Raw genomic sequence first — 16,173 nt, 5'->3', positions numbered from 1 at the left:
TTTAAATTTTTGCGTGGCGGGGTGTAGCCCCGCCCGCTATTTGTGCCAGTTGCGTAAGTCCTGTAAACTTGCCAATTTTCTCTTCAGAACCAAACTCAGCGAGTACTTTGTTAAATGCTGGTGAGTTAATCAGCATAGTTTCAAGGTCATGGCTGTCGGTGCGAAGTAGATTAGGACTGGTGTATAACAAAGTTTCAAGGCGATCAAAATCTGCATCAACAATCGCTAAAACTCCCTGAAAATTGGATTGTTCCAAAATTTTTAAAATTTCAATAGCACGCTGCTTACTAGAGGGTTTTCCTGATGTTTCGACTAACTCACAAACCAATTGGTCAACAAATCGCTTATAGAAAGTTTTATCAGAACTTCCTTCCACTAATAAAAAAGTCCCAGTATATGTGCTTCGTCGTAATCGTATTTGGTTAGCATCACGGTCAACTGTCAAAAAATCTCTCACTTCTGTAGCCCTTTCAGTTCAACCGTCAAATCCCAGCGATCTTGAATAATATCTGGTGAATGAGTAGCCATTAGTATATTTAAATCTGCAAGCTGTGTAATGTCTTGCAAATCCTTTAAAAACTGAACTTGCCAACCAACATGAAGAGATAATTCAGGTTCATCAATTAAGACTAGAGAGTTAGGTTGAACTTTAAATAGTAGTTCATAGAGAAGAACTAACTCATGTTGTTCGCCAGATGACAAATCTGTTGGCAAAAGAGTTTTGGAATTAGATAATGAGGAGTCATAACTTGTTGTGACAACGAATCCCTTCTCTTTACTAAAGTGTATCTCTTTGTAGGAATAGGCAAACTTATTATTAATAATTTTTCTTAATAAATCAATTTTAGTTGCTATTTCAGCAAAAACGCTCAACTTTTTTTCTACATCTTGAACATATACCGATAAAGCATTTTTGGTGCTTTCATCTATATCTTGAGGCTGGATTTGAAATTCTGCATCTTCATCTTTATCCAAAAGACCTACTTCTATGAGGTGAGAGCGAGTCGCTTCAAGTTCGTTTAGTTGATCGCGAAGTTGTTCATCTGTTAAATCTGCGGATGATTGTTGCTTAAGCACTCTTCTGGGAAAAGTTCTGTCAAGAGATTGAGATGTTGTACCGTATTCCTTAAATTTATCTTGCATCAGTTTAGCAAGTTCATCAGAATAGGCAGACACAGTTGACAACATTGAAGGTGTTTCAGCAGACCGTCTGGAAGAACTGTTAGGAACAAAATTAAGCAAACGTTGTGATTCAATGAGGTGAATATGAATATTGCTTTTCAATTTTTCTAGCCAATCAGGTTCTTCTTGTGACTTCAAGTTTGAGTGCGAAAAATTATCTAAAATCTCTACATAGTCTTCAAAAGAAAGAGTTGTTACAGGATATGTTTGTTCTCTTACTGGTATTACATCCTCAGAAGCAGAACTAATGAAAATGTTTCTATCAGAACGAATATTTACTCGCTTTAAAGAAAAAGAAGCTGGCGTTGAATCAGGTTTATAAAACTGGAAAACAATATTTTGAGTTTCTGAGTCTTCTACATTCTCGTAATCTTTAATTATTTCAACACTAGTATGATCATCAAATTTAACTCTAAATTTTCTAAACGGGATAGTTCTCAATTCTGCGTATCGAGTGTTAAAAAAATTATTCAAAATTCTTAATATCGCTGTTTTACCCAAACCATTTGGGCCATGAATGATCGTGATCCGTTCATCTATATTTAATGGAATCACATGGTCAAAAATTCCAAATAAGCCACTGACAGAAATTTCCTTAATTCGCATATTCATTTAGTCCTATAAGCATTGGCTTCATGACTTTGATTGTAACTTCTATTTTTACTCTGGAAAGCACACGAAACACAGAGTTGCATTCTTTTCTGTCCTCTTTCTTAGAAAGTTTTGGTCGTCGATTCGCTTTTAGGCGTTCCCGGAGGGTAGCAGACATACCCTGCGGGATGTTGCTACAGATTTTCCCCTATTTAACTAGGTTGTTGAGGCTAAAATCATAATAGTTGCGCCAGTTGTAACAGCGATCGCACAATCAAACATCGCGCTAGGATGATTTACCTCTAAACTGAGTTGAGCAATTTTCAAAGCTTTTTGGTACAGTATTCTAGAAAATCCAGATCACGAGAATAGGCGATCGCTCATTGCAATTGCCAGTTTATTGCTCAAAATCGAGAACGCAGTTGCTATGATCAAACGCCTGCTTGTGGTGGAATCTCCGGGAAAAGTCAAAAAACTCAGTCAAATTCTGGGTGCAGATTGGAAAGTTCTCGCCAGTTGTGGCCACATCCGAGAACTCAGCAATGAAGGGGACGATTCCTTGGGCTTCGTCATGGACGGCAGTAATGTACGATGCAATTACGTCCCGCGTGACCAACGAGCAAAAGAAACAATCCAGAAACTCAAGTCTGCGGTGAGGCAGGTTGATGAAGTTGTCTTAGCAACTGACCCAGACCGGGAAGGCGAAACCATCGCTTGGCACCTCAAAGAAACGCTGGGTCTAAGAGAACCGAAACGAGTAATTTATAGTGAGATTACAGCATCGGCGGTGCAGAGTGCGATCGCTAATCCCAGAAAGCTAGACCAAAATTTAATCGGTGCTGGGCTATGCCGAGATTGCCTAGATAAGCTGGTGGGTTACAAGGGTAGCCCTTTAGTTTGGGCATTGAATAATGGCGCTAAGAGTGTTGGCAGAGTTCAAAGCGCGACGTTGCACCTGATTTGTCAGCGAGAAAACGAAATTCTGGCGTTTGTCCCCCAAGATTACTGGAGTGTCTGGGTAGATTATGCTGAAGGATTCCGGGCTTTTTATAAAGGGACGGTCGATTCTGCGAAAGATGCAGCAGACCAAGAAACTGAAACTAACGATGACGCGAAGGTAGGTAATAGTACAGAAACACCGGAGTCTAAGCGCGTTCTTTCGGAAGCAGAAGCTACACGTTTAGTTGAAGAAGCACTGCGGCATCCTCATCAGGTGATTCATTTTGAAGGAAAAATCGTTAACCGCCAGCCACCTCCAGCATTTACAACTTCCAGCCTTCAGCAAGCAGCCGGTTCAAAGCTGAGATTTGCTCCTGACAAAACCATGATTGTTGCCCAAAAGCTTTATGAGGCAGGGCTAATTACATATATGCGAACAGACTCAGTAATGTTGAGTCCAGAATTTTGTGCCAGCGCCCGTAAATGGTTAGAGCAAAATGATCCGCAGAATGTACCGCAGCAAGTCGCCAAGCATCGTAGTAGCAAGTCGGCTCAAGAAGCACATGAGGCGATTCGTCCAACTGATGTATTTCGTCCCTCAGTTCAGTTGCGTTCTGAACTTCCTGATGATGAGTTTAATCTGTATGTGATGATTTGGAAACGGTCAATTGCTTCTCAATGTTGTGCTGCCCAATTGCGTAAAACTTTGGTGATTACTCAGTCTGGTTCCCTACTGTGGTCAGCCAGAGGGCAAGTGATTGAATTTTACGGTTATGCTCGGTACTGGAACAATCTCAGCAAGGATAGTATTTTACCTTCATTAGAACAGGGACAAGCGCTGAAACTGGAGAATGCTGGACATGAGCAGAAGCAGACGCAGCCACCACCCCGTTATAGTGAACCTAAATTAGTGCAACTGATGGAACGTAAAGGAATTGGTCGCCCAAGTACTTATGCTCCTACTGTTGCTACCTTAAAAAAACGCAATTATGTGGAGTTGAAAAAAGACCATCTGCAACCGACGGCGTTAGGGTTAGAAGTTGATGCATTTTTGCTCAAAGCATTACCGGATTTATTAGAGGCGGAATTCACAGCGAAAATGGAGGATGCTCTTGATGCAATTTCTGAAGGAAAAAACTCTTGGCAGGATTATTTAACTAGTTGGAATCAGAATTACTTTGTACCAGCGCTCTCCAAAGCTAAAACTGTAGTTGCGAGTTCCTCAACAGGTAAAGCTAATGTGATCAGCGAGCGCCAATATGAAACTTCCAAGACTCGATGCCCTGAATGCAAAAATTTTCTCGCCAAAATTCCCAGCAGTAAGGTCAAAAAGAAATATTTCCTCAAATGCACAAAAGGCTGTGAAAATGTCGTGCTATTTTGGAGCGACTTTAACAAAACTTGGGAGCCACCACGAACTAAAGCAGTCCAGGCTGAGAATCAACAAAAGCCTCCGGTGAAAACGACGGCATATCCCTGCCCAGTATGTAAGAAAGCTTTAGAGGACTACAGTTATATCAAAGATGGGGAGAGTAAGAAAATGTTGCGATGTTGTGACCCGCGATCGCGTCAAGATACCAAACATAAAGATGTGGCTTATTTCAGTACGCAAAAAGGGTGGTGGAGTCCTAAGTTTGGAAATTTGAATTGTTAGGCTCCACCTCTGATATCTTTACTTAATCCCTAAGACGTTGCAAAATTAAATGATTACGTTCAGTTAATTTTGCTTCCCAGTTAGGTTCCACGACGATTGTGCTAATTTTTTCGACAACGATCGCCGGCCCATTAATACTATCTTCTGGTTGTAAATCTTCCCGCCGATAAACAGGGGTATCATGCCATCTGTCAGTACTAAACATTCTTACTGTCTCAACAGATGCAGGGGCTTCATCTAAAGGGCGAGTACGACTAATTAAAGGTTCTTCGGGAGTCTCCATCTTCTGAATAACTTCCACTGACGCTGATTCAACAATTAAGGTTTTCTCTAATTGAATGAAACCATAACGGGATTTATGTTCAACCTCAAACTCTTGCCGCATCACTGCTACTTCATGAGTAAAATTAACGGTCAATGTAGAGTTAGTCCCCTCATATTTTAAGTTAACTTTTTGGATTATTTCTACTTGACTACGCACTTCATCTATTTCACTTCTAGCTTGAGTTTCTAAATATTCCATTAACTCGTGTAATTTAGGAATTAATGTTTGAATCAGAGGCTGTTCTACTCCTACATCTCTAATTGCCCGCACATCAGCTAATCCCATTCCATAAGCAGAAAGAACACCAGCATAAGGATGTAGAAATATCTTTTTCATTCCCAAAGTATCGGCAATTAAACAAGCAACTTGCCCGCCTGCGCCACCAAAACAACAAAGCACATATTGGCTGACATCATAACCCCGTTGCAGGCTGATTTTTTTAATTGCATTCGCCATATTTTCCACTGCGATCGCCATAAATCCAGCCGCGACTTGTTCGGGAGTACAATAATTTAATGTAGCGGCTTGAATGTCTTCGGCTAATTGTGTAAATTGCTGAATGATAGTATCTTTATCTAAAGGTAAATTGCCATCAATTCCAAAAACTGAGGGAAAATATTGTGGGTGAATTTTGCCTAACATCACATTGGCATCAGTAACCGCTAATGGTCCCCCGCGTCGGTAACAAGCAGGCCCAGGATTTGATCCAGCAGATTTAGGGCCGACACGATAACTAGAACCATCAAAAAAGAGAATTGAACCACCGCCAGCAGCAATGGTATTAATTGCTAATACGGGAACTCGCATCCGCGCCCCAGCAATTTCCGAATCTAGTTGTCGTTCATACTCTCCTTTAAAGTGGGCGACATCTGTACTTGTCCCTCCCATATCAAAGGTAATAACTAACTCAAAACCTGCTCTTTTACTAGTTTGGACTGCACCGACAATCCCGCCAGCCGGGCCACTCAAAATACTATCTTTGCCTTGAAATTGTTGGGCTGCGACTAAACCTCCATCAGATTTCATGAACATTAATTTAATGGGGGAGTGGAGAGTAGGGAGTGGGGAGTGGTTATTTTCCCTATTCTCTAACTGACTCGCTATTTGGTTGACATAGCGACGTAGAATCGGAGTTAAATAAGCATCGACTACTGTTGTATCTCCTCGGCTGACCAATTTCATTAAGGGACTAACTTGATGGGATACGGATATTTGAGTAAAGCCGATTTGTTGCGCGAGTTGGGCTATTTGTTGTTCGTGGTTGGGATAGCGATCGCTGTGCATAAAAACAATAGCACAACTCCGAATTCCTGTGTGATAAACTGCTTGTAAGTCACTTTTAGCTAGTTCAATATTCACAGGGATTAATTCATTTCCATGAGCATCATAACGTTCATCAATCTCAATCACCTGCTCATAAAGCATGGTTGGTAAAATGATCTGACGGGCAAAGATGTTAGGACGGTTTTGGTAGCCAATTCGCAACGCATCTTTAAAGCCTTTGGTAATCAGAAGGACGACGCGATCGCCTTTCCTTTCTAACAGCGCATTTGTTGCTACTGTTGTCCCCATTTTTACTACTTCTATCGCTTCAGGAGGAATGGGTTCGTTGTTAGAAATACCCATGATATCCCGTATACCTTGGATGGCTGCATCTTGATATTGTTCGGGATTTTCTGAAAGTAGTTTGTAGACTATAATCCATTGCTGATTAGGCAAAGTCACAATTAAAAAACGTTCAGGATGTCTTGATAGTTTGTCTATAATTGCTTGATTATTAGTAACAGCAACAATATCTGTGAATGTACCACCCCGGTCAGCAAAAACCTTCAACATTACTCTGTGTCCTCAACGCTATACAGGTAGCATAACAATGGGATTTGGAGTATTTCTACTTCCGATGTGGAATATTTTAGCCACAGGTGTAGATTATTCGATAGAGTTAAGACTATCACCCAACCTAAAAACTTTATAATTTTGGGCTTTTACCTCGTTCTAAAGCTCTTGATGCTGGTGGCGGAGGTTCGGGAGGCTTTTGAAGGATTTCAATAATTGCAGCAATGACTTCATTGATTTTTTCGTTCTTCAGTTTTCCTATATATCGAATAACATTACTTTTATCAACCGTGGCAATAATATTAGGCCGAATGTAGCAAGGACTTAAATTTAGTTTACCAGGAAGTCTTGGTCTTCTAACTTAATTTCATAGTCTCTGCCTGGTTTGCTGGTGATAGGACAAACGATCATATTGTTACTATCTGATTCTGCAATTACTAAAGTAGGTCGTCTTTTAGTAGCTGAGGCATCAGAAAATGGGAAAGGTATTGAGATAACATCACCTTTTACAAGGTTTTCTATAGATACTTCCAAGCTTCATCTTCCTCTGGATTAAGCCAAATTTTGTTCAGCGATGACTCACTTAATTCCTGAAAATCTTTCACTAGTATTTGAGAATCATCTGCATTGCTAGCTAGCAAATTATTAACTATTTCAAGTGGCAATCCGGTTAATTTTGCTACTAAAGTTAAATCAATACCTTCGTGCAGTATATTGAGTGCAACTTGGATTAATCCCTGCTGTAAACCTTCCTCCCATGCTTCGCGTAAAGTTTTAGATTGACTGGCAGAGTCATGCATGATTGTCAGTTTGTAGTCCTCTGCTTTAATAATACCTCGAATATTGTGCTGCTCGTTGTGTAAGTTATTTCTGTATAAATCTTAAATTGTCCACTGCCATTTTTGCTGTTGTGCATTCCATTTTATTACGCTTGGGTTGAGCAATAGCGAAACCCAACAAATGGTTGATAATGTTGGGTTTCGTTCCTCAAACGCCACATACTTCTCCCAAGGGGAGACGCGCAAGGGACAAGTCGGGAAAACGCAAGGGCGCAGTGGCTCCCCAACCTACACCAGTTTGGTCGTGATAATTTACGTAGTTTGTTGGTTTAGCGGAATTATAATTACAAATTCTGTACCTTGTCCAGGAGCCGAAATACATTGTAATTTTCCCTGATGTTTTTGAGTGATAATCTGATAACTAATAGATAAACCTAACCCCGTACCTTTCCCAACTGGTTTAGTAGTAAAGAATGGTTCAAACAACTGTTGTTGTACATTTTCTGGAATGCCTAAACCATTATCAGCAATGCAAATAACTACCTGCTTTTCGCTGGTGAGTTTAGTATGAATCCGAATTTTTCCTCTGTCATTAGTCATTTGTTCCTGTCCCTTGTGCGTCTCCCTGATGAGAAGTTCTGATGGTAGTAAGCCTTCGCTCAGACCTCTCTCTTTGTCTTGTACAAATGACGGATGACTAATGACTAATGACTCTTCAATTGCATCGATCGCATTTGCTAGAAGATTCATAAATACCTGATTCAGTTGTCCGGCATAACATTCTACTAATGGTAGGTCGCCGTACTCTTTGATAACCTCAATTGCTAGATAGTCAGATTTAGGCTTGAGGCGATGTTCCAGAATCATCAACGTACTATCGATACCCTCATGGATATTCACAGCTTTCATCTCTGCTTCATCTAAGCGAGAAAAGTTTCGTAGAGATAAGACGATTTCTGTGATTCTTTCAGCACCAACTGTCATAGAAGTTAGCAAGTTTGGCAAGTCTGCTATCAGGAAATTTAAGTCGATGGCTTTTGTTTTTTCTTGAATTTCGATGACTGGATTAGGATAGTTTTGCTGATATAATTGCAACAAACTAAGTAAATCTTGGATATATTGATTCGCAAAAGTGATATTGCCAGAGATAAAGTTAACTGGGTTGTTGATTTCGTGCGCTACACCTGCTACTAATTGCCCTAAGCCCGACATTTTTTCACTCTGCACTAGTTGAGATGCTAGCTGCTTTGCCTCTTGGCGCAATTCTGCTTCTGAGTGTCGCAATATCTCTTCTGCTTGTTTGCGCTGGGTAATGTCGTGGAGAATGACGACATACTCCTGAAAATCCTGATGAGGTCGGTCTGAGATGGAAACTTCCAGGGTTCTGTTTTTCCCGTTGCGGAGTAGAGCTTGTTCGCTGCGCTTTGTCCACTGGTCTGGATAGTAGACTAATGCCGGTAGCCATTTGTTGAGGTGATTTCCCAGCAACTCAGATGGGTTGACACCAAAGAAAGATTCTGTGGCTGGATTAGCCTGCTGGATAATGCCTCGATCATCCACAACTAAAATACCATCCTGAGCGACAGTAAACAGGTGTTCGGCGGCTTCTCGCGCTTCTGCGATCGCCATCACTTGCGGTAAACTTGTCCAACAAGCGATCGCTACTCCCACAAATGCCACACTCATTAGCAGCACCACAAATAGATTTTCGCCCGCCGCAGTTCCAACTTGATCAAGTTTGACACCAAATAACCAGCCAACTCCCACTGCGCTGCACAGTAAAAAAATCAGGATGATCACCTGAAGAATTACTGAGTCCTTGATAATTACCACAGGGCGCGTGCGATATCGCCGCATCCACCAACTGCGATGGAATGGAGGGAAGGCCACGCGGCGAATTACTGCATCTATTCCCATCACACCAATGGGAAATAATAGCCCAATTAGCAAGTTGAGCCAACCCCAGGCAAGTCCGCCCACTATCAGCACCACAACTTCTAACAGCAGAATCCCTAAAGATATGCGAGGGAACAAAACTTCCGGGCGATCGCGCCGGAGCCAAAGCCCCAAATGGAATAACATAAAGGAGACAAACCAACCAATGTTACCAACAGCCACGATTCGCGCTACATCTCCCCAAATCAGATACACCAAGCACAACACTAGTGTCAAGGTCAATGCTGGGATAAACACACCCCGGCGTGATACAACGGAAAATACTGGTGAAATGTGCTTATCTAAGGCTAGCTGATACAAAATTCGCGGGCAATTAGAAACGACCGTTGCCGAACCTAGTAGACAAGAAGCTACTAGCAAAAAGGAAACACTTATTGCAGCTGATTTTCCCCAAAATGGCTGGGAAGCCGCCACAAGATTCATAAAAGCATTGTCTTTGAGATTTGAATCTGTTGCTAACCGCATCACTACCCAAGACCCCCCCAAAAAGATGGGTGGCATCATCCAAGCCGCAACATCTAGAAAGCGCAGCGTCTGGGTGGGGTTGCGGCTATCGGCGACAAAGGAAGAAGCCGTTTCACAGCTGTAAGTTGCATAGGTGACGAAAAAGAACCACTTTGCCCAATCTACGAAGCCCAAAGATGACCAATTGCTAGGAAAAAACCCCGGACTATCAGCAGAGAATGCTAACCAGCCCAGACCTTGCACACAAAAGATCATTAGCAGTCCAAAGGCTGGAATTACAAAAAACAAATGTAAAATACTCAGGGCGCGAGTCCCACTAAACGCCACGATAAAGGGCAACAATGTAAAGCTAATATCCAGAAATATGTCTGGACAGGCAATACCTAACGCCTCCAAATTCACCTTAATTAAATCTCTGAGTACAATCGTATTCACTGCTAAGTAGGAAACCCAGTTGAGGAGGTATCCAATTGCTGCATAGCGAGCTAGTCCGGGGTAGTTTTGCAGCAGCTTGGTAGCATAGTTAGGTGTTCCTCCAGCCACGTTCATAAAATGCATACCCAAGCGTTTTACTTGATAGTTAAGTAGCATTCCGAAAATTACCGCAGGTATCCAGACAAAAATAGCTTGGGAACCAAGAGCAGCATGAATTGCTGGAACCAATGCTGTCCAGGAAATATGAGCTGTCAAACCAAAGCCCCAACTTTCAACAGCACTTAGGCTTCTAGTCAAGCGAGGGTAAGCAGATTCGCCCAAAGTGGCATCAGCAGAATGGGACATGATTGGCAATGCTGAGTGGGATACTGTAATTAAGCTTATAGAAACACTCGGTAAGCGTAAAACTCAGTCCCTTTAGGGCTGAGATATAAGCGACTCGTGCGACAATAGGTCGCTTACGTTTTTGCTACAATGGTTTTAAGAGGAAGGGTAATTAACCTGTCTAAAAACCCAATTGCTGCCTAAACGCAGACTCTGTACCTTGACAACTGAACGCCACTTGCTACAAAGGGGGGAACCCCCGCAACGCAGTGGCTTATCTATGCGGTTCTACTGCATTGTTCTAGTTTCCTCCTAGCAGTAGGTAAAAGATTCATAGGAGCTAGACGACTCAGAATTTTGAAACGATTTGTTTCAAATAAAACAGGATTTGCAGCAATGCAACTACCGAGGGGCACTCGGAAAGTTAACGCTTGGGAGCCAGTGCGTTGGGCGGCGAGCCACTCTTGTTGCACCTGGCGTGGAGAGTCCCACCTCTGGGCTAGATAACGCAAGGTATCTAGTTTAAGTGGTCTCGTTGAACCAAGAATCTCAGTCACTTTAGTGCTGAGAGTGTCAATAGCTATAGTTCCCATCTCCTTAACGTTCTGAACAAAGACTTTATTGCATTAAAGATTAGTAGAGATTGCCTGTACGGGACAGCTAGGGATACACTGTTCGCAGACGATACAGCGCGATCGCGTGAATGTTAACTTGTATGTCTCTGGGTGAAGGGTAAGAGCTTCGGTAGGACAAACGCCAGTACACAAGCCACAGTGGACACACACATCCTCGTCGATCGCAATTTCGCCTAATGTATGAGAAACGTTAACATGGCGCGATCGCATCCACTCAATCGCCGCATCTAATTGATCGATATCTCCCGATAGTTCTACTACCAGTTTGCCAATTTGATTTGGGGCAACTTGGGCGCGGATAATATTAGCGGCGACGTTGAACTCTTTGGCCAGTACGTAAGTTACTGGCATTTGCACGGCGCGTTTTGGGAAGGTGAGTGTTACTCGTTTTTTCATAGGTTTAGTAGAGAGTTTTTTCTGTTGTAGGGTGACATAAAATACGTATAAATCTTAGATTAACGCAAACCCAAAATTTCGGAAATCGCCGTTACAATATCCAGATAGAAGTTGCCTTTCACCGCCCGAAACAATTCAAATTTAGAGTCATGGGCACCAAAAAACGGTCTGAGAAACCATCCTAACTGCATACCAACAAAGGCATAAAGCAATAACCACGATCTTAAAATAGTCGTGCGGGTTTTTTTGCCAACTTCATCTTGTTGAGAAAGTAATTGCATTCCTTCATACAGGAATTTAACGCCAAAGATTCCTGTAATGCCAAAAATTAACACATTCAACAGTTTAAAAAATTGATAAGAATCGGGTGTAGTGATCAGAAAAAATAGCGTAACGGGTGCCAAGCTAAATAAAAGTACGCTAATCACTGATACAGATGTGAGCAAGACAACGAAATGCTGTTGAATACTGCTCCGGGAACCAAACAAAACATTAAAAAAGAACAAAGTTGGAAAACAGATAATCAGTGTTAATAAATAAAATGCCGGAAGTTTAATAGCACCGGATAATGCCTGTGCCAAACTGTGAGATGCACCGATAATTGCGCCATAGATGGCAAAGAAAATGGAACTAGTTACGAATAGAGAACTAATTTTATTTTGTAATCTGACTCCGTGACGAATTTCTTCTAAGAAAGCTTGGCGATCGCGCAATAAATTAACTAAAACACCAAGTTGTTGAATTCCGTGATTTTGTTTTTTCAGCATAAATTTATATTTTGTATATTTTGTTGAATTACTAATGACTAATTAACGGATTCCCAAGAGGTAGCTAATAGCTTGAATCACACTCAGATAAAAATTACCTTCTCTTTCGCGGAACAGTTGAAAGACAGAATCAGGTGTGCCAAAAAACGGTCTGAGAGTCCACCCTAACTGACTGCCTACGAAAGCGTAAAGGAATAGCCAAAATTGTAAAATCTTCTGGCGTGTCTTACTACCTTCATTATCTTGTTCTAAAACTAAACTCGTGGCGTGATATAAAGACGAAACACCAATAAATCCAGTCAATGCAAAGATAAAGACATTTAACAGAATTAAAAATTGGTAATTATTGGTGGTAATCAAGAAAAAGAGTGTGATTGGTGCAAAGCTAAATAAAAGTACGCTCGTGACTGAAACCGCAGTTAATACTAATGCTAAATGCTGTCCAAAAGTCCGCTTTGAACCAAAAATAATGTTAGCAAAGAACAACGTCGGGATACAAATCAGGAGTGTGATTAAATAAAGGGCTGGGAGTTTAATGGCGGAAGATATGGCTTGCATCCAGCTATGGTATGCACCAATAATTCCGCCATAAGCCGCAAGAAATAAAGAACTACAAACCAGCAAAGAAATGATTTTAGTTGGTAATCTTATACCTTGGCGAACTTCCTCTAGAAAAATTGGGCGATCGCGCAGGAATCCAATCAGCACTGCAAAGTATTTTATTCCTAAAGATTTCCGCTCAATCATGTTATCCTCATCCAGATATTATTCAAGTTTCATCTAAGTAATCACCGCCAGAACCATACTTCCAGGCATCAATCAAACGATGCCAATAATATTGTTGTTCATTTGGTTGATTCTTAATCCATATTTCTAACATTGGACTCAACCAAAACAAGGCAGTATATACACCTAAGTTCCCGTAATGCAACATCCAATCTAACAAACTTCCTAAACCGACTTGCGGAATTATCTTGGCAACTAATACCGGATGAAATAAACCAGTTTTTAACAGTGTTTGCGTTAGTGCCGAAAACTGCACTATATCCTGTAAAAATGGTTTTAGCACTGGTGTACCCAACTGTTCCATTTCCTGAAATACCGCCGAGAGTAGTTGGTTAATTTGATCGGGCGCAATTTTCTGATTTACACCAACACTCATCGCCCTTTGAAACAACCAAGTAACAGTCAAACTTGGCTGATAGGGTTGCAGCAGTGCAATCGCTTTTGTAGATAATTGTTCTGTTTCCAGCGCTTCGTAAATGCCATAAGTTAAACGCTTCAGGTGACGCACCATTGCCCCAAAACCACCAAAACTCAAGGGAGATTGACTACCACTGCTATCTCCCACTGTTAAAATGCGATTCCAAGGGGTTTTTAGCGGACTTTGGCGATAGGTGGGAAAGAAACCAAATAGCGATCGCTGAAATTTCAGCTTGCTCAATTCCACTCCCTGATATTCTGGTAAGAGACGCAGATATTCCTCAAATAGAGCTTCTAAACTCAAGCGTTGGGGATGTGCATCCATGTAGGTAAACAAGTAAGTGGTTCTGCCATCCCTGGCTGGGAAGGCTTCCCAGAAATACTGACATTGATTTTGCAAAGATGTGAATGATAATATTAAATCGCCTGAGTTATTTTCGGGAAAACCTTGAGCGCAACTTCCTACAACTAAGCACAAAGCGTCTGGTTTTTTGCCTTGGCGTGCTTGTTGCGTGATGGGTGAAAAATGTCCCATCGCATCGATTAATAACCGAGTTTTGAATTGGTTATTTACCATCACTCCATCTGGATGAACTACCGCTTCAGTAAAGGGTGTGTTTTCTAACAACTTTCCACCAGTGGCGAGAAATCGGGTTTTTAAAGTAGCCAGTAGATAAACTGGATCTACGCCGATATTCAAAACATCCTCTACCCAAACTTCTGTACCGCCATCAAAACTAACTCGTGCTGGGTTATATTGAGTGGCGATCGCACTTGCTAATTCCTCCTCTGTTAGCAAATTCAATTCCACAAACACATCTAATTCTTTACGAGAAATATTCCATTCTTGTTCCCTCCCCCGCAAAATTCCCCGTTCCAGCAACGCCACCCGCAGCCCCTTCACCGCTAAAGCGCAACCAATTAAAATGCCCAAGGTGCCACCGCAGATAATTACATCGAAGTCTGCAACACCTAAAGACAGTTGACTTTCTTTAACTAACGTTGGGATAGGTGCGGTGTTTTCGCGCAGAGATGTTAAGATGCGATCGCTTTGCCGTAATCCTGCTAATACATCGCCGGGTAATTGGGAAAGAATTTCTTCAGTTAAAGACATTTGGGAAAAACTCAACTCTACATTCCCAAACTACCTGAGAATGAAGAAAGTAGATACGATATTATTTATGGAGAGCTACGAGCGTGGTCAACAATAATAATCAAATACTACCATTACCCCCAGAGAATGACAGAGAAGAGTTAGAAGGCGTTGTGCAGGTCTTAGCAAACGTAACTAAGCTCCCTGCTGAAGTGGTTAAGCCACATTTAGATGCATTGCTTGAGCAGTTGATGAAATCAAAACAGGAGCAACCATTTTACAAAACTGCAACGGCTCTTGAGTGGATAACAGCTTTTCGGGAATGGGCAGAGAGCCATAGGCGAGATACACCCTTACTATCAGAGTATGCTTTAAGTCGGGCAGGAATATACGATGATGAGGAGTCCGAAGATATTTAAGTGACTTATCTTGTCGATACCAACTTATTGCTACTAAGCGTACAGCCACACCACCCAATGTATGCAGATACACTAAACGCAATTTCAACTTTACGAGGAGCAGAGTTAGAGCTTTTTATTACCTCGCAAAACCTCATAGAGTTTTGGCGAAGTGCAACACGACCTGCTCTTAGGAACGGCTTAGGCTTAACCATAGCTGAAGCTAGGACGGAACTGGAGCGTTTAGAAGGTTTGTTCTTGGTACTACCAGATATACCTGAGATTTATCCAGAGTGGAAGCGATTAATTTTACAGTATGGGGTAATGGGGGTAAATGTCCATGATGCTAGGCTTGTAGCCTCAATGTTAGTAAACAGGCTAACCCATATCTTAACTTTCAACGTTAGGGACTTTAACCGCTACGCTTCTGAAGTCACCCCAGTAAACCCAACGAGCTTTACACGACTATCTTCTGAGAGCTAATTACGAATTACGAATTACAAGAGTATGTCCACGACAAAACCTGTAGAACGTCTGTATACTTTTGAGCAATATCTCACCTACGATGACGGAACTGACAAGCGCTATGAACTTGAGGATGGGGTACTGCTAGAAATGCCTCCAGCCTCAGATTTGCATGAAGCGATCATTACTTTCTTGTTGATCCGCTTCTATCTGGAAATCCAACGACTAGGGTTAGACTGGCAGGTTCGCCCTAGTGGTACTGGCGTTCGTACCTCCGTCAAAAAATCCCGCCTACCTGATTTAATTGTGATGACTGAAGAACAGCGACAATCTATTCAGGGTAAATCAGCTGTGCTTGAGTTACCACCACTGTTAACAGTAGAAGTGGTTAGCGCTGAGTCTGTGAAGCGAGATTACGAAAAGAAACCACTTGAGTATGCAGCCTTCTCTATTCCTGAATACTGGATTGTTGATCCTCTGGAAGCAAAGGTAACAGTCTGCTTGTTGGATCAGGGACGTTATAACCAAACAGTATTTACAGGGAACCAGCAAATCTGTTCTCCGACTTTCCCTGAGTTAAAACTGACAGCGCAACAGGTATTAACGGCTTAGTCAAATTGAGCCAGGGCGAATGGAATAGAGCCTCCGGCACGCTGACGCGAACGCGGCTACACAAACTCTCGTCCGCCTGTGCGGACTAAGGAAAAATTGAGGGTTTGAAACCCACGTT

General features: G+C 41.8%; 16 protein-coding genes. 4 read left to right on the top strand and 12 right to left on the bottom strand.

Translation table 11 applies throughout. The features are described from left to right. Window position 1 precedes the first annotated feature (1 nt). On the bottom strand, window positions 2–445 hold the full coding sequence (locus V7L05_RS02675) for a DUF4435 domain-containing protein (RefSeq protein WP_335161560.1): 444 nt from the start codon (window positions 443–445) through the stop codon (window positions 2–4). Window positions 446–453: 8 nt separating this feature from the next. After that, window positions 454–1,788: an AAA family ATPase gene (locus V7L05_RS02670; protein ID WP_335161558.1), complete on the bottom strand. Its 1,335-nt coding sequence runs from the start codon at window positions 1,786–1,788 to the stop codon at window positions 454–456. A gap of 412 nt (window positions 1,789–2,200) precedes the next feature. On the opposite strand from V7L05_RS02670, the gene topA reads away from it, so the two are divergent. Beyond that, entirely contained in the window at window positions 2,201–4,366 is a 2,166-nt protein-coding gene (topA, locus tag V7L05_RS02665) for a type I DNA topoisomerase (RefSeq protein ID WP_335161556.1), read from the top strand. Between the two features lie 22 nt (window positions 4,367–4,388). Here topA and V7L05_RS02660 read toward each other — a convergent pair whose 3' ends face one another. The 10 genes from V7L05_RS02660 to V7L05_RS02615 form a co-directional block, all read right to left on the bottom strand. Next, the gene (locus V7L05_RS02660; protein ID WP_335161554.1) at window positions 4,389–6,527 is read right to left on the bottom strand and encodes a hydantoinase/oxoprolinase family protein; all 2,139 of its coding nucleotides are present in this window, start codon (window positions 6,525–6,527) and stop codon (window positions 4,389–4,391) included. Window positions 6,528–6,660: 133 nt separating this feature from the next. Further along, window positions 6,661–6,798 carry a hypothetical protein gene (locus tag V7L05_RS02655; RefSeq protein WP_335161832.1) on the bottom strand — a complete coding sequence of 46 codons (138 nt, stop codon included), beginning with the start codon at window positions 6,796–6,798 and terminating at the stop codon, window positions 6,661–6,663. Between the two features lie 59 nt (window positions 6,799–6,857). Beyond that, on the bottom strand, window positions 6,858–7,061 hold the full coding sequence (locus tag V7L05_RS02650) for a type II toxin-antitoxin system PemK/MazF family toxin (RefSeq protein WP_335161552.1): 204 nt from the start codon (window positions 7,059–7,061) through the stop codon (window positions 6,858–6,860). Beyond that, complete coding sequence (locus V7L05_RS02645; protein WP_335161550.1) at window positions 7,046–7,327, bottom strand: hypothetical protein; 282 nt, start codon at window positions 7,325–7,327, stop codon at window positions 7,046–7,048. Before V7L05_RS02645 ends, V7L05_RS02650 begins: the two co-directional genes overlap by 16 nt. 291 nt (window positions 7,328–7,618) lie before the next feature. Further along, a complete protein-coding gene (locus V7L05_RS02640) occupies window positions 7,619–10,507 on the bottom strand; it encodes an ATP-binding protein (protein WP_335161548.1) in 2,889 nt (962 codons plus the stop codon). 257 nt (window positions 10,508–10,764) lie between these two features. Beyond that, window positions 10,765–11,079, bottom strand: coding sequence for a hypothetical protein (locus V7L05_RS02635; protein WP_335161546.1), 315 nt, complete (start codon window positions 11,077–11,079; stop codon window positions 10,765–10,767). Between the two features lie 33 nt (window positions 11,080–11,112). After that, window positions 11,113–11,517: an NIL domain-containing protein gene (locus tag V7L05_RS02630; RefSeq protein WP_335161544.1), complete on the bottom strand. Its 405-nt coding sequence runs from the start codon at window positions 11,515–11,517 to the stop codon at window positions 11,113–11,115. A gap of 59 nt (window positions 11,518–11,576) precedes the next feature. Next, window positions 11,577–12,284, bottom strand: coding sequence for an actin-binding WH2 domain-containing protein (locus V7L05_RS02625; protein ID WP_335161542.1), 708 nt, complete (start codon window positions 12,282–12,284; stop codon window positions 11,577–11,579). Window positions 12,285–12,326: 42 nt separating this feature from the next. Beyond that, a complete protein-coding gene (locus V7L05_RS02620; protein WP_335161540.1) occupies window positions 12,327–13,031 on the bottom strand; it encodes an actin-binding WH2 domain-containing protein in 705 nt (234 codons plus the stop codon). A 22-nt stretch (window positions 13,032–13,053) separates the two neighbouring features. Next, complete coding sequence (locus tag V7L05_RS02615) at window positions 13,054–14,601, bottom strand: FAD-binding oxidoreductase (RefSeq protein ID WP_335161538.1); 1,548 nt, start codon at window positions 14,599–14,601, stop codon at window positions 13,054–13,056. Between the two features lie 83 nt (window positions 14,602–14,684). Between V7L05_RS02615 and V7L05_RS02610 the strand changes: the two genes are divergently transcribed. From V7L05_RS02610 to V7L05_RS02600, 3 genes are read left to right on the top strand one after another with little or no spacing between them, the layout of a single operon-like run. Then, window positions 14,685–14,999, top strand: a complete 315-nt coding sequence (locus tag V7L05_RS02610) for a hypothetical protein (protein WP_335161536.1) — start codon at window positions 14,685–14,687, stop codon at window positions 14,997–14,999. Continuing rightward, window positions 15,000–15,461, top strand: coding sequence for a type II toxin-antitoxin system VapC family toxin (locus tag V7L05_RS02605; protein ID WP_335161534.1), 462 nt, complete (start codon window positions 15,000–15,002; stop codon window positions 15,459–15,461). A gap of 24 nt (window positions 15,462–15,485) precedes the next feature. After that, window positions 15,486–16,055, top strand: coding sequence for a Uma2 family endonuclease (locus tag V7L05_RS02600; RefSeq protein ID WP_335161532.1), 570 nt, complete (start codon window positions 15,486–15,488; stop codon window positions 16,053–16,055). The last annotated feature ends 118 nt before the right edge of the window (window positions 16,056–16,173 follow it).

It is taken from the genome of Nostoc sp. (assembly GCF_036917755.1).
Taxonomy (GTDB): domain Bacteria; phylum Cyanobacteriota; class Cyanobacteriia; order Cyanobacteriales; family Nostocaceae; genus Nostoc.
Note: the sequence above shows the minus strand (reverse complement) of the source record. Positions and strands in the feature narration are given on the sequence as shown.

Bases quoted from the DNA above. Each gene is read 5' to 3' on its own strand.
- V7L05_RS02645 (WP_335161550.1), bottom strand. From the start codon at position 7,327: ATGCATGACTCTGCCAGTCAATCTAAAACTTTACGCGAAGCATGGGAG.
- V7L05_RS02660 (WP_335161554.1), bottom strand. From the start codon at position 6,527: ATGTTGAAGGTTTTTGCTGACCGGGGTGGTACATTCACAGATATTGTT.
- V7L05_RS02640 (WP_335161548.1), bottom strand. From the start codon at position 10,507: ATGTCCCATTCTGCTGATGCCACTTTGGGCGAATCTGCTTACCCTCGC.
- V7L05_RS02635 (WP_335161546.1), bottom strand. From the start codon at position 11,079: ATGGGAACTATAGCTATTGACACTCTCAGCACTAAAGTGACTGAGATT.
- V7L05_RS02620 (WP_335161540.1), bottom strand. From the start codon at position 13,031: ATGATTGAGCGGAAATCTTTAGGAATAAAATACTTTGCAGTGCTGATT.
- topA (WP_335161556.1), top strand. From the start codon at position 2,201: ATGATCAAACGCCTGCTTGTGGTGGAATCTCCGGGAAAAGTCAAAAAA.
- V7L05_RS02670 (WP_335161558.1), bottom strand. From the start codon at position 1,788: ATGCGAATTAAGGAAATTTCTGTCAGTGGCTTATTTGGAATTTTTGAC.
- V7L05_RS02625 (WP_335161542.1), bottom strand. From the start codon at position 12,284: ATGCTGAAAAAACAAAATCACGGAATTCAACAACTTGGTGTTTTAGTT.
- V7L05_RS02630 (WP_335161544.1), bottom strand. From the start codon at position 11,517: ATGAAAAAACGAGTAACACTCACCTTCCCAAAACGCGCCGTGCAAATG.
- V7L05_RS02600 (WP_335161532.1), top strand. From the start codon at position 15,486: ATGTCCACGACAAAACCTGTAGAACGTCTGTATACTTTTGAGCAATAT.
- V7L05_RS02615 (WP_335161538.1), bottom strand. From the start codon at position 14,601: ATGTCTTTAACTGAAGAAATTCTTTCCCAATTACCCGGCGATGTATTA.